Source organism: Pandoraea sp. NPDC087047 (assembly GCF_044745225.1).
In the GTDB taxonomy this organism is placed as follows: Bacteria; Pseudomonadota; Gammaproteobacteria; order Burkholderiales; family Burkholderiaceae; genus Pandoraea.
In genome coordinates this window covers 109,761-123,910 of the sequence record NZ_JBIUZU010000011.1, presented here as the reverse complement: position 1 = coordinate 123,910, position 14,150 = coordinate 109,761, and the positions used below count along the sequence as shown (strand labels likewise).

General features: G+C 61.3%; 11 protein-coding genes. All 11 read right to left on the bottom strand.

Going from position 1 to position 14,150, the window contains the following annotated elements:
- Positions 1-1,560: 1,560 nt before the first annotated feature.
- Positions 1,561-2,307 (bottom strand): ABC transporter ATP-binding protein, encoded by a 747-nt coding sequence (locus ACIPHM_RS20570; RefSeq protein ID WP_400332260.1) that lies wholly within the window; start codon positions 2,305-2,307, stop codon positions 1,561-1,563.
- The gene (locus tag ACIPHM_RS20565) at positions 2,307-4,103 is read right to left on the bottom strand and encodes an ATP-binding cassette domain-containing protein (protein WP_400332258.1); all 1,797 of its coding nucleotides are present in this window, start codon (positions 4,101-4,103) and stop codon (positions 2,307-2,309) included. Before ACIPHM_RS20565 ends, ACIPHM_RS20570 begins: the two co-directional genes overlap by 1 nt.
- 18 nt (positions 4,104-4,121) lie before the next feature.
- The gene (locus ACIPHM_RS20560; protein WP_400332255.1) at positions 4,122-5,177 is read right to left on the bottom strand and encodes a branched-chain amino acid ABC transporter permease; all 1,056 of its coding nucleotides are present in this window, start codon (positions 5,175-5,177) and stop codon (positions 4,122-4,124) included.
- A gap of 352 nt (positions 5,178-5,529) precedes the next feature.
- Positions 5,530-6,030, bottom strand: a complete 501-nt coding sequence (gene hpaR, locus ACIPHM_RS20555; RefSeq protein WP_400332253.1) for a homoprotocatechuate degradation operon regulator HpaR — start codon at positions 6,028-6,030, stop codon at positions 5,530-5,532.
- 257 nt (positions 6,031-6,287) lie between these two features.
- Complete coding sequence (locus tag ACIPHM_RS20550) at positions 6,288-7,433, bottom strand: ABC transporter substrate-binding protein (protein WP_400332250.1); 1,146 nt, start codon at positions 7,431-7,433, stop codon at positions 6,288-6,290.
- A gap of 148 nt (positions 7,434-7,581) precedes the next feature.
- Positions 7,582-8,364 (bottom strand): sulfite exporter TauE/SafE family protein, encoded by a 783-nt coding sequence (locus ACIPHM_RS20545; RefSeq protein WP_400332247.1) that lies wholly within the window; start codon positions 8,362-8,364, stop codon positions 7,582-7,584.
- Between the two features lie 477 nt (positions 8,365-8,841).
- On the bottom strand, positions 8,842-9,840 hold the full coding sequence (locus ACIPHM_RS20540; RefSeq protein WP_400332244.1) for a branched-chain amino acid ABC transporter permease: 999 nt from the start codon (positions 9,838-9,840) through the stop codon (positions 8,842-8,844).
- Positions 9,841-9,851: 11 nt separating this feature from the next.
- Complete coding sequence (locus ACIPHM_RS20535) at positions 9,852-10,736, bottom strand: branched-chain amino acid ABC transporter permease (protein WP_400332241.1); 885 nt, start codon at positions 10,734-10,736, stop codon at positions 9,852-9,854.
- A gap of 85 nt (positions 10,737-10,821) precedes the next feature.
- A complete protein-coding gene (locus ACIPHM_RS20530) occupies positions 10,822-12,015 on the bottom strand; it encodes an ABC transporter substrate-binding protein (RefSeq protein ID WP_400332502.1) in 1,194 nt (397 codons plus the stop codon).
- Between the two features lie 76 nt (positions 12,016-12,091).
- A complete protein-coding gene (locus ACIPHM_RS20525; RefSeq protein ID WP_400332240.1) occupies positions 12,092-12,871 on the bottom strand; it encodes an ABC transporter ATP-binding protein in 780 nt (259 codons plus the stop codon).
- An 8-nt stretch (positions 12,872-12,879) separates the two neighbouring features.
- Positions 12,880-13,659, bottom strand: a complete 780-nt coding sequence (locus ACIPHM_RS20520) for an ABC transporter ATP-binding protein (protein ID WP_400332238.1) — start codon at positions 13,657-13,659, stop codon at positions 12,880-12,882.
- Between the last annotated feature and the right edge of the window lie 491 nt (positions 13,660-14,150).

Here is a 14,150-nt window from a genome sequence, read left to right as displayed (position 1 = left end):
GTCCCGGTCCTCTCCCGCTTCCGGGCTGCGGAGATCACCGGCACCCCGACTGCGCTCCACTTGAAAGTCGCTCCGTCAGGGCACCGGTAATCTCCGCCAATCTGATGCTCAAGGCAAACCGGCGATCAATTCGCTGTCACGTTTCACGTGAAACGGAGGAATTGGTCTGCTCCATAGCCAACCCGCCACACCATCGCTGAAAGTTCCGAGTATGGTGATGAACGGCGTCGTTGCACCTAATATGCGCGGGTTGTCTTGAGGCACTTCGTGCTCACAAACAAACGTCGTGAGTAGGAAAAGACGAGGTCGAGTCACAACGTCGACGACATCGCACTTGGGCGCAAAGCCTTGGGCATTTGAGTGGTGGGGATTGGGGGTGTCCGGACGGAGCGACTTTAAGTGGGAGCGCAGTCGGGGCACCCTCGATCCCCACTGCCCAGACGTACGAGAGAAACGAAGCGGTATTCGCGGGATATGGTGCAAATAGCGCCGAAGCGCTCCGCAAAGTTTTCAGCAGAGCATCCGAATGTGTATGAAAACACAGTGCCTCACGAGCCAAATGCCTCGGTAGTCCGACAGCGGGAAAACTACGTCACCAACAAGCACACGGGGACGCAAGCCCTGGGCATTTGAGTGGTGGGGATCGGGGGTGTCCTGACGGAGCGACTTTAAGTGGGAGCGCAGTCGGGGCACCCTCGATCCCCACTGCCCGGACGCACGAGAGAAACGAAGCGGTATTCGCGGGACGTGGTGCAAATAACGCTTAAGCGCTCCACAGAGCTTCAGCCGAGCATCCGAACGTGTATGAAAACACAGTGCCTTGCAAGCCAAGTGCCCCGTAGTCCGACGCGGCGGCAACAGCACGCAACCGGCGAACATCCTGCGGCACAAGCCCTGGGCATTTGAGTGGTGGGGATCGGGGGTGCCCTGACGGAGCGACTTTAAGTGGGAGCGTAGTCAGGGCACTCCCGATCCCCACTGCCCGGATGTCAGAGAGAACAACCCAGCATTTCCAAGAACCATCCCCTGCTGCCCCGACTGCAGTTCCACGTGAAACCACCACCTCCGGATGCCCACCCAAGCAACGAAAACCTCGCTCGGCAACATCTCAGAAACACCACCGTTCCACGTGAAACCCACAAACCAAAACCATCTGCAAAAAGTCGAAAGCCCCCCCCCCCGATATCAAACCACTACGAACTTCACGCCAGGTTGTCCACATCCGCGCACGACATCTGCAAACGACGATAACGAATTTGCTTTTCTGTGGATAACCTAGTGCACCAAATCCGCGAGAATTTCTGAAAAATCGCGAAACCCCTTATTGCGGCGGTGCGCCATAGATTTGAACCACTTACACATATCCACAAGCAACTGTGAATAAGTGATCTGCGGCAATTCACAAATAACGCTCGCCACTCGCCCAAAGTAATAGGGCCAGATATCCGATCACGAACGACCGTTCGAAACATCCCAAACCCTCAGAACCATCGTCAGAAACGCAAAAGCCCGCCAAATCGGCGGGCCTTCTCAAAACAACTTTCAAGCAAGCGATAACGCTCAGGCAGCCTTTTTTGCCAACCCCAGATAGGTCTCGATAACCTTGGGATTGCTCGCCAACTCCTGCGCCGGACCTTCCAGCGCCAGCTCGCCCGTCTCGATCACATAACCGTAGTCGGCCACCTGCAACGCCGCGCGTGCGTTCTGCTCGATTAGCAGCGTTGCCACGCCTGTCTTACGCAAGTCATTGATGATATGGAAGATTTCCTTCACGATCAGCGGCGCCAACCCAAGGCTCGGCTCGTCGAGCATCAGCAATTGCGGCTTGGCCATCAACGCACGGCCCACCGCCAGCATCTGACGCTCCCCGCCCGACAACGTCCCCGCCTGCTGCACGCGACGCTCTTTGAGGCGCGGGAAAAGCGCGTAGACCACTTCCATCTGATCCAGGAAGTTCTTCTCCCCTGCCCGCTTGCGTCGGTAAGCACCGAGCAAAAGGTTGTCCTCCACGGTCATCGTCGAGAACAGCTCGCGTTTTTCCGGCACCAGACACATGCCACGCGACACGCGCGCTTCGATGGTCAGCGCCGACATCTCCTGACCAAGGTAGACCACGCTCCCCTTGCTCGAACCGTTGTGCGGCAGCGCTCCCATGATGGCGTTGAGCATCGACGACTTCCCCGCACCGTTCGGACCGATCACGGTGACAATCTGCCCCGCGCCGACTCGAAGATGCGCGCCATGCAACGCCTCGACTTTGCCGTATGCAACAGCGAGGTCCTTGACCTCAAGAATCGCGTCTGCCATCACTCCACTCCTCCAAGGTACGCCTCGAGCACCGCCGGGTTCTTCTGCACGTCTTCCGGCAGCCCCTCGGCGATCTTGGTGCCGAACTCCATCACCACTAGGTGATCGGTCAGATTCATCACGAAGTCCATGTCGTGCTCGACCAACAACACGCTCATGCCCTCGTCCTTGAGCTTCCTGAGCAGATCGCCCAGCGCCTGCTTTTCTTTGTAACGCAGGCCCGCAGCCGGCTCGTCGAGCAGCAGCAACGTCGGATCGCACGCCAGCGCACGCGCAATTTCCAGAATACGCTGCTGACCCAGCGCCAGACTGCCCGCCTCGTCGTACATGTGCGCCCCGAGGCCCACACGTTCGATCTGCTGCCTGGCTTCGTTCAACAGCATGGCTTCTTCGTGACGGTCCAGACGCAGCACGCTCGACCACACACCGCCTTGCGCACGACGGCGCAGCCCGTTCTTATCACGGAGATACGCACCGATCGCCACGTTCTCCAGCACGCTCATATGCGGCATCAGACGCACGTGCTGGAAGGTCCGGCCAATGCCGCGCTTCACGATCTCGCGCGACGGCAGACGGTCGATCCGCTCGCCCAGGAACGAAATCTCGCCCCGCGTGGCCTGCAACACACCGGTCACCAGGTTGAACGTAGTGGACTTGCCGGCGCCGTTCGGGCCGATCAGACCGACGATCTCGCCCGCCTTCACTTCGAACGACACGTCGTTCACCGCCACCAGGCCGCCGAACTCCTTACGCGCCTTTTCCAGCTTGAGCACAACCTCGCCAACCGCCGGCTTGGCGCGATGACCCAACGGCTCAGCCTGCGCAGGCGCCTTCGCGACACGACGCGCCGGGAAGATCTTGCCGAAGAACGGCCACACGCCGTCGCGCGCATATTGCAGCAGCAGCACGAGCAGAATGCCGAAGACGATTGTCTCGAAGTTGCCGTTCGCGCCCAGCAACACCGGCAGAATGTTCTGCAGGTAGTCCTTGAGCACCGTGAGGATCGCCGCACCCAGCACCGCGCCCCACACGTGCGACACGCCGCCGACCACCGCCATGAACAGGTACTCGATGCCATGGTTCAGGTTGAACGGCGTGGGATTCACTGCACGCTGCAAGTGCGCGTACAGCCAGCCCGAAATCGCCGCCAGGACCGCGGCATAGACGAACACCACGACCTTCATCCACGCCGTGTTCACGCCCATCGCCTCGGCCATCACGCCACCGCCCTTGAGCGCGCGAATGGCACGGCCCGGACGCGAGTCGAGCAGGTTCTTGATCGACACCACCGCCAGCACGACCACGATCCAGATCAGATAGAACATCTGACGTCCGCTCGCCAGTTCGATGCCGAACAGGTTGATGGTCGGGATGTCGTTCAGGCCGTCGTACTTGCCCAGGAACTCGAGGTTGCCGAACAGGTAGTACAGCGCCAGCCCCCACGCAATCGTGCCCAACGGCAGGAAGTGGCCCGACAAACGCATCGTGATCGCGCCGATAACGAGTGCCGCCGCCGCCGTGATCGCCACGCCGACGATCAGCCCCAGCCAGGGCGACGCGCCATACGCCGTCGTCAGATAGGCCGTTGCATACGCGCCCAGACCGACGAACGCCGCCTGTCCGAACGAGGTCATGCCGGCCACCCCCGTGAGCAGCACGAGGCCGATGGCGACGATGCTGTACAGGCCGATGTAGTTGAGCAGCGTCACCCAATACTCAGGCAAACGCACCGGTGCAGGCAGGACCGGCAACACCGCCAGCACCACCAGGAAAATCAGGAAGTATTTGTTTTTCATTCTGTCATCCGCCCCGGCTTATTCCTCGTCTTCTTCCACATGCTTGCTGGTGAGCGACAGCCACAGCAGCACGGGAAGGATCAGCGTGAAGACGATGACCTCTTTGTACGCACTCGCCCAGAACGACGAATACGACTCAAGCAGCCCCACCAGAATGGCGCCGAGCGCCGCGACCGGGTAACTCACCAGACCGCCGATGATCGCGCCCACGAAGCCCTTCAGCCCGATCAGGAAGCCCGATTCGTAATAGATGGTCGTGATCGGCGCGATGAGAATGCCGCACAGCACGCCGAGCACGGCCGCCAGCGTGAACGCCAGACGCCCCGCCTGCACCGTGCCGATGCCCACCAGACGCGCGCCCAGACGGTTCACGGCCGTTGCACGCAACGCCTTGCCCGAGAGCGAGCGGTCGAAGTAAAAGTACAGCGCCAGAATCATCACGATCGAGACGCCCAGCACCCACAGGCTCTGGCCAGACACCATCACCGAGCCGATGTTGAAACTCGCGTCGGAGAACGGCTGCGTGCGCGAACCTTCCGCCCCGAACATCACCAGCCCCAGCCCCGTCAACGCGAAGTGCACGCCCACCGAGACGATCAGCAGCAGCAGCGTGCTCGCCTCCGCCAGCGGCTGATACGCCAGGCGATAGAGCATCGGCCCCATCGGCACGACGAGCAGCAACGTGATTGCAATCTGCACGAGCATCGGCAATGTCATCGGCGCGAGCGCCTTGACCACGAAGAACACGGCAATCGGGAACACAAGGTATTTGCCCGCAATCACCGGCACAAGACGCCCCGCGAGCTTGCGGCGCTCGCTGTGACGCAACACGCCAGCCGTCTCCACGATAAACGTGCAGATGCCCATGGCCACGAGCAGCCAGCTCGTCAGCGGAAACTTCTGGGTCTGGAGTGCCGCCAGCGTGAGCGCGCCATACGACACGAACTCGCCCTGCGGAATGAAGATGACGCGGGTAACGGAGAACACCAGCACGAGCGCCAATGCCAGCAAGGCATAAATCGCACCCGTGGTGATGCCGTCCTGCGCCAGGATGGCTGCAATCGAAAGATCCATGCTCCTCTCACTTCGTTTGAGTACTTCTTGAACCGGCTGGCGAGACAGCCGGTGTGATGCACGGTGCAGCGCGCTGCCACCCCGTTCCCCTTCATATCGATACACCCTCACGTTCCCCGTGTAGCAGCGCAGCGAATTATGAATTGTATAAATCGTTATGCATTGGTAAAACTCGGGTGACTACTGAGACGATGGCGTCCGGTCTCCACAAACGCCTCGTCCCCACCTCCGATCGGGCGTCAGGGAGTCATCGAACCCCGTGGCGTCCCAATGCGCGCCATCACCCGTTCCTTCCTCTCCTTCCCACGTCGCCCGTCTGCTTCGTGTCGGGCGACATGAGCACTGCCAGCCGTCAGTCCGCGACTTTGCGGCGGCGGCGCGGCCGGGCGGGCAACGACGGCGCGTCGGCCAGCACTTCGGCCGGCAGCGCATCGCGCACGACATCGAGCAACCGGTAGATCTCGGCGAGCGTATCGCGTCCGACCTTGTCTTCCAGATAGCGGTAGCGCTCCTCGACCAGCGGGCCGAGCTTCCTGCACAGCGCGCGGCTCGACGGCGTGAGCGACACCATCACGCGCCGCTGATCGGCGGCCACGCGGCGGCGCAAGATCAGACCCGACGCCTCCATGCGTTCGAGCATGCCCGACAGGCTCGGGCTGAGAATGCAGCACTCGCGCGCGACCTGGCCGATTTCCATTTCCCCCGATTCGCTATCGTTGACGGCCCGTATGACACGCCATTGTTGTTCCGTGATGTCGTAGCAATTGAGCAGAGGCCGGAACAGCCCCATCACCGCTTCACGCGATTGCAGCAACACCAGAGATAGATTGCGGTGTTCGAATTCACCCGTCATGGATTTACGCTCGAAAGGATCGTCCGTTCAGCCCCCCGGCTGCGGCGATCAGGTTGGGACAATGCGGCCTCTCATGTGCCGCTCGTAAATGCATGTCCTGCCGTCTCTTTGCGAAGCGCGAAACTACCACGCTCAAAAAAAACGGGCGCGAACGCCCGTTCTTCCGGCCCGGTCGGTCGACCCGGGCTCAGTTACCGCAGATCCTTCCAACGTGACAGCGGGGCATGCCTGCATGCTATAGGCAGCCCCGACGCGCGTCAGTTCGCCAATTTCCACTTGCCGTCGACGATTTGGACCATCACACGCGAGCGCTGATCGAGACCGTTGTGGTCGTTCTTGCTCATGTTGAAGATACCGGCGGTGCCCGGCAGGTCCTTCACGTTCTCCAGCGCGTCGCGCAGGGCTGCACGGAATTCGGGCGTGCCCGGCTTGGCCTTCTTGAGCGCCACCGGAATGGTTGCCTGCAACAGCAGGCCGCCGTCCCAGGCGTGACCGCCGAAGGTCGAAATCGAACCCGCGCCATAGGCCTTCTCATAAGCGGCCTTGTACGCGGCGGCCGACTTCTTCACCGGATTGTCGTTCGGGAGTTGCTCGACCACGAGCAGCGGACCGGCCGGCAGGTAAGTCCCTTCGCAGTCCTTACCGCAAACGCGCAGGAAGTCGTTGTTCGCGACACCGTGCGTCTGATACATCTTGCCCTTGTAGCCGCGCTCCTTGAGGGTGCGCTGCGGCAGCGCTGCCGGCGTGCCCGAACCGGCGATCAGCACGGCGTCCGGGTTGGAACCCATAATCTTGAGCGCCTGACCGGTCACCGACGTGTCGGCGCGGTTGAAGCGTTCGTTGGCCACAATCTTGATCTTGTTCAGATCGGCAGCCTTCTGGAATTCCTTGTACCAGCCTTCGCCGTAGGCGTCTGCAAAGCCGATGAACGCCGCCGTCTTCACGCCGTGATCGGCCATGTGCTTGGCGATGGCGGTGGCCATCAGAATGTCGTTTTGCGGGGTCTTGAACGCCCACGTGCGCTTGGCGTCGACCGGCTCGACGATGGCGGCGCCTGCGGCCATCGAGATCACCGGCGTCTGCGTCTCGGCCGCGACGTCGACCATGGCCAGCGAGTTCGGCGTCACGGTCGAGCCGAGCACGGCGTCGACGTGGTCTTCGCTGATCAGCTTGCGCATGTTCTTGACGGCGGTCGTGGTGTCGGTCGCGTCGTCGAGCACGATGTATTGCACCGTCTGGCCGGCGATCGTCTTCGGCATCAGCGCAATCGTGTTCTTTTCGGGAATGCCCAGCGAAGCCGCCGGACCGGTCGCCGACAGCGACACGCCAATCTTCACCTGAGCGTTCGCAACGCCCACGACGAGCATCATCGCCGATGCCATGCACAGCAACTTCAGTTTCATTTGGGTCTCCTCACAAAAATTTCGAATTCGTTTTTTTGACATTAACCGACCGCGCAGTCGGCAAATTGTCGCCCATCTTACGGGCACGGGCGCCAGTTCGTAAAGTGCGGTTTCCCCACGTGTGGCATCCACCACATCGGGCGCCCAATCAGCGACGGAAGAACGCGTCGTACGCGGTCTTCACGATCAGCACGGCGAGCACGCCCAGGAACATGCGCCGCACGAAGCCCACGCCATGCTTGAGCGCGAGCCGGCTGCCCACCAGGCTGCCCAGCACATTCATCACCGCCATGCCCGCGCCGACCTGCCACCACACGTGCCCACCCATGCCGAACAGCAGCAAGGCCGCCAGATTGGTCGCCACGTTCACGATCTTCGACGACGCCGACGCGTTGACGAAGTCCTGCCCGAACAGCCGGACGAACAAAAACACAAGGAAGCTGCCCGTACCGGGGCCGAAGAAACCGTCGTAGAAGCCGATGGCGCCGCCCACGGCGATCGCCATGAGGGTCACCCCTGTCCCACCCTTCACAGGGGCGTGGACCGTCCCGAAATCCTTCTTGCGCAGGGTGTAGATCGCCACGGCCACGAGCACGAACGGCAGTACCTTGCGCAGCATGTCGGCGGGCACATGGGTGACGGCATACGCACCGCAGAAAGAGAACACGAAGGCGGCGACGGTCGCGGGCAGCAGAATGGCCCAGCGCAGTTGAATACCGCGCGCATAGCGCAGCGCAGCCGAGGCCGTGCCCCAGACGCCGGCCATCTTGTTGGTGCCGAACAGCAGCGGTGGCGCAGCATTGGGAAAGACGGCGAAAAGCGTCGGCACGGCAATCAAGCCGCCACCGCCGACCACGGCATCGACCAGACCGGCAAGAAATGCCCCGCCTGCGAGCATCAGCAAATCGGTCAGCGCCCAACTCGTCAACATACATTCCCCATACATACCCGCCGGAGTCGTTCCGGCTGCCACAGCAAGTCAGACGAAAACGGCGAGCATAGCGTCTTTATTCCGCATTGCGCGCATTTGAGCGACGCGATTCTCGCAACACGGCGTAAAGGTGAGCTTGGGGTGCCCTGCGGGCAGATGAAGGCTTCGCGCGCGGGGGCGAAGCACAATATAAAAAGCGCTGTTGGAGTCTTCTCCAACAGCGCTTTCTTTTTTGGCGGTGCGCGTTATTCGCGCTTGTTGTCTCCTCGTTCCTCGCCCCTATATCCTGCTGTGACGCGAACTGAGGGAGAGAATAAAGGAGCACCCAATGCACCACAAGTCAGCATTTACCCCTACGAATTAGGTTTTTTCTGACATTCGTGCGCCAGGGTGATGAGCGCATGCCCCACTCGGGTGCATTCACCACCGGCCCCGCCCACTGCTTCGCCCGCCACTCCCCGCGTCATTCGTCCCGATTTACGGCTGTTGCGACATCGTCCGGAAGAACCGGCTGCGCGCCGCGAGCTCACCCACCAGCCCGCGCCGGAAGGCCAGCACGCAGATGATGAAGATCGCGCCGATGACGATCGTTACCGACTCGCCGAGCGTCTGGAACCACGTCACACCGGTGGCCGTCGCGAGCCAGTTGCCGATGTCGCCGAGCTTGTTCTCCAGCACGATGATCACCACCGCACCGACGACCGGGCCAAGCATCGTTCCCAGACCGCCCACGAGCGTCATCAGGATCACCATGCCGGACATCGTCCAATGAACGTCGGTGAGCGTCTCGAAGCCGAGCACCACGGTCTTGGTCGAACCGGCGAGCGCCGCGAGCGTTGCCGACAGCACGAACGCGAGCAGCTTGAAGCGATCGACGTCGTAACCGAGCGAGATCGCACGCGGCTCGTTCTCCTTGATCGCCTTGAGCACCTGACCGAACGGCGAATGCACGATGCGCATGATGAGCAGGAAGCCCAGCGCGAAAATCGCGAGCACCACGTAGTACAGCGTGAGATCCGAGTCGAGCGGCAGCACACCGAACAGGCTGCCGCGCGGTACCCCTTGCAGGCCGTCTTCACCGCCGGTAAACGGTGCTTGCAGACACAGGAAGTAGAGCATCTGCGCGAGCGCCAGCGTGATCATCGCGAAGTAGATGCCCTGACGCCGGATCGCGAGCAATCCGATCACCAGCCCGAGCACGGCCCCCGCCACCACGCCCGCGAGAATGCCGACCTCCGGCGTGAAGCCGAGATTGCGAATCGCGTAGCCCGTGACATAACCCGCGCTGCCGAAGAACGCCGCGTGACCGAACGACAGCAGCCCCGTGAAGCCCAGCAGCAGATTGAACGCGCAGGCGAACAGCGCGAAGCACAGCACTTTCATGACGAAGACCGGATACGCACCGGCGAACGGTGCGACGATCAATGCGAGAAGCGCAAGGGAATACAGCACGCGTTGTTGCATCTGTTGTTGCATTGTTCCGCCCCTTACTTTTGTTTGCCGAACAGCCCAGCCGGGCGCAGCAGCAACACGATCACCATGATGACGAACACCACGGTCGCAGACGCCTCCGGGTAGAACACCTTGGTGAAGCCTTCGATCACCCCGAGCATCAGACCGGTAACGATCGAGCCCATGATGGAGCCCATGCCGCCGATCACGACCACCGCGAATACGGTGATGATCATCGACTGCCCCATGAGCGGCGAGATCTGGATGACGGGCGCGGCGAGCACCCCGGCGAACGCGGCGAGCGCGACCCCGAAGCCGTACGTCAGCGTGATCATGAGCGGCACGTTCACACCGAACGCTTCCACGAGCTTCGGGTTCTCCGTGCCTGCGCGCAGATACGCGCCGATCTTCGTTTTCTCGATGACGAACCACGTCGCGAAACACACGATGAGCGAGGCCACCACCACCCATGCGCGATAGTTCGGCATGAACATGAAGCCGAGGTTGGTCGCACCGGAGAGCGCGTCAGGCGCGTCGAACGGCTGTCCCGACACGCCGTAGATCGAACGAAAAACCCCTTCGAGCACGAGCGTGATGCCGAACGTCAGCAGCAGACCGTACAGATGGTCGAGCTTGTAGATCCAGCGCAGCATGGTGCGCTCGATCACAATGCCGACGAGGCCCACCACGACGGGGGCGAGAATCAGCATGACCCAGTAATCGAGGCCGAGATAGTTGCCGCCCATCCAGGCGAGCATGGCACCCAGCATGAACAACGCGCCGTGCGCGAAGTTAATCACGTTGAGCAGGCCGAAAATCACCGCCAGGCCGAGGCTCAGCATGGCGTAGAACGAGCCGTTCACGAGTCCGAGCAGCAGTTGGCTCAACAGCGCCGGCAGAGGGATGCCTAGTAATTCCATCGAAATCGATTCTCTGGGAGAAAGGTCGCGACGGGACACGCGTCCCGCCGCTATCAGCTATCAATGCATCGCTGACTTGCCGTGCTTACTTGAGCTTGCAGGTCGATTCGGCTTCGGTAGTGAAGGCCTTGTCGCCTGGAATCGTAGCGACCACCTTGTAGTAGTCCCACGGCTCCTTCGATTCCTTCTTCGACTTCACTTGCATCAGGTACATGTCGTGGACCATCGTGCCGTCCTTGCGGATGTAGCCCTTGCTGTACATGTCGTCGATCTTGATCTTGTGGAGCTGCTCCATGACCTTGTCGGCGTCTGTCGTGCCAGCGGCCTGCACGGCCTTCAGATACGTCGTGGTCGCCGAGTAGTCGCCCGCTTGCAGGCTCGACGGCATCTTCTTCATCTTCTCGAAGTAGCGCTTGGCGAAGGCGCGGGTCTTGTCGTCCTTGTCCCAGTACCAGCTATCGGTCAGGTACATGCCCTCGGTGTTATCCAGACCGAGCGAGTGAATGTCGTTGATGAACACGAGCAGACCGGCGATCTGCATCTTGCCCTTGATGCCGAATTCCTTCGCGGCCTTGATCGCGTTGATGGTGTCGCCACCGGCGTTCGCCAGACCCAGCACTTGCGCCTTGGAAGCCTGTGCCTGGAGCAGATACGACGAGAAGTCCGACGCCGAGAGCGGGTGACGCACCGAGCCCACCACCGTGCCGCCGTTGGCCTTCACCACGTCTGACGTGGACTTCTCCAGCGCGTGACCGAAGGCATAGTCGGCCGTGAGGAAGAACCACGATTTGCCGCCGGCTTTCACGACGGCGGAGCCCGTGCCGCGTGCGAGCGCGACGGTATCGTAGGCGTAGTGCACGCCGTACGGCTGGCACTGGTCGTTGGTCAGGGCGTCAGAACCGGCGCCGACGTTGATGTAGACCTTCTTCTTCTCGGCCGAGACCTTGTTCATCGCCAGGCCGGTGCCCGAGTTGGTACCGCCGATGAGCATGTCGACGCCGCCGCGGTCGAACCATTCGCGGGCCTTCGAGGCCGCAACGTCCGCCTTGTTCTGGTGATCGGCCGTGACCAGTTCGATCGGCTTGCCGAGCACCTTGCCGCCGAAGTCGGCAATCGCCATCTTGATGGCTTCGGCGCCGCCCTGCCCATCGATGTCGGTGTACAGGCCCGACATATCGGTAATGAAACCGATCTTCACCGTATTGCCGTCGGCACGGGCCTGCGAGGCCATTGCCGCAAAACCGACTGCAGCCGCAACGGCCAACACCTTCATGCGCATCGTCATCTTCGTCTCCTTCGTGGATTTGATCGCCTGGGTCCATCGCCCGGCACGCATGCGCGCCGGGTAGCTCACCTCATACGCCCAACAACTCATGTAGCACCGGCATCTTCGTCTCCAGCTCCGGAGCGCCGAAGCGCTCCACGATCTTGCCGTGCTCCATCACATAGAAGCGATCGGCCAGCGGAGCCGCAAAACGGAAATTCTGTTCCACCATCACGATGGTGTAGCCACGCGCTTTGAGCGTGGTGATCATGCGCGCCAATGTCTGCACGATCACCGGCGCGAGACCTTCGGAAATTTCGTCGAGCAACAGCAGATTGGCGCCAGTGCGCAGAATGCGCGCGACCGCCAGCATCTGTTGTTCCCCGCCCGACAGGCGCGTGCCCTGACTGTGACGACGCTCCTTCAGGTTCGGAAACATGTCGTAGATCTCTTCGATCGACATGCCGAGTGCGCCGTCCTCGCGACGACTGCCGCTCACGCCGATATACGGCGGCAGCAGCAGGTTTTCCTCGCACGAAAGACTCGCGAAAATTCCGCGTTCTTCGGGGCAATAGCCCACACCGTGATGCGCGACCTTGTACGTCGGCAGATGAATGGTTTCTTCGCCGCCGATGCGAATCGATCCCTGACGCTGTCCGGTCAGTCCCATGATGGCGCGCAGCGTGGTGGTGCGCCCGGCGCCATTGCGACCGAGCAACGTGACGACTTCGCCACGTCCCACGGTCAGATCCACGCCGTGCAGAATGTGCGATTCCCCGTACCAGGCCTGAAGGCCTTCGACTTCCAGTGCGGGCACATTTGCGCCTTTGCCGCGCTCGCCGCGCGGGTTGCTGCCGCCGTTACCGTACATAGCCGTCCTCACCCGTGGGCTCCCTGCAATTCGCCGTCCGCGGTGCCCATGTAAGCCTCCATCACCTGCGGATTCTTCGAGACTTCGTGATACGGCCCTTCGGCAAGCACCTCGCCGCGCTGAAGCACGGTGATGGTGTCGGAGATGCCCGCGATCACGTTCATGTTGTGCTCGACCATCAGAATCGTGCGCCCTGCCGACACTTTCTTGATGAGCGCGGTGACGCGATCGACGTCTTCGTGCCCCATGCCTTGCGTGGGTTCGTCGAGCAGCATTAGTTCGGGTTCCATAGCAAGTGTGGTTGCGATTTCGAGCGCGCGTTTGCGGCCGTACGGCAATTCCACGGTGAGCGTATGGGCGAATTCGGTGAGGCCGACTTCCGCGAGCAATTCCATGGCGCGGGCGTCGAGTTGGTGCAATGTGCGGCTGCTGCTCCAGAAGTGGAACGCGGTGCCGAGGTTGCGTTGCAGACCGATGCGCACGTTCTCGATCACGGTGAGGTGCGGGAATACGGCGGAGATCTGAAACGAGCGGATGATGCCGCGTCGTGCGATTTGGGCGGGCGCTTCGCGGGTGATGTCTTCACCGTTGAAGGTGATAGTTCCGGCGCTGGGCACGAGGAATTTCGTGAGCAGGTTGAAGCAGGTCGTCTTGCCGGCGCCGTTCGGTCCGATGAGCGCATGAATAGTGCCGCGCGCGACGCGCAGGTCGACCCCGTTCACGGCGGTGAAGCCACGAAACTCTTTCGTGAGTCCGCGGGTTTCGAGAATGTAATCGTTGTTCGCCATGTCTCCTGCCACATTCCTGGTTGGCGGTGCATGGCAGGTAAGCGCCACGACACCATCGTCTGTGACAACCGCAAGGCAGGCAGATGACGCTATGGTTCGCGTCGCCGGCAAAGTGCCTTGCGTCCCGTAGGTGGCGCCGAATTCTTGGTTCGTTCGCACATAGGGAATCGTTATTGTGTGTGGTTTGCTGCAACGCGATCATTGGGATTTGCACTTAGCTTCACCGTCCCCGAAACACGCATGCTCACACGTGTTGCAGAACGTTCGGTCACATTCCCCAGAGGTGCCCGCAGCCCTTATGGCAAAAGGCTTTTGCGGCACACGCAAATGCACTCCCGATAGCTTTTCGCGATGAGCGTTCGCCGTTCGCGCGAGCGACATTAGGTATTACTACGTAAGTTTTTCGATGCGAATCCGGGAATCCGGAAAAAATGGTTTTCGACCGGCCGTTTATTTCCACTTTTAACGCAAGACTGTCGCTCACCGCCCGT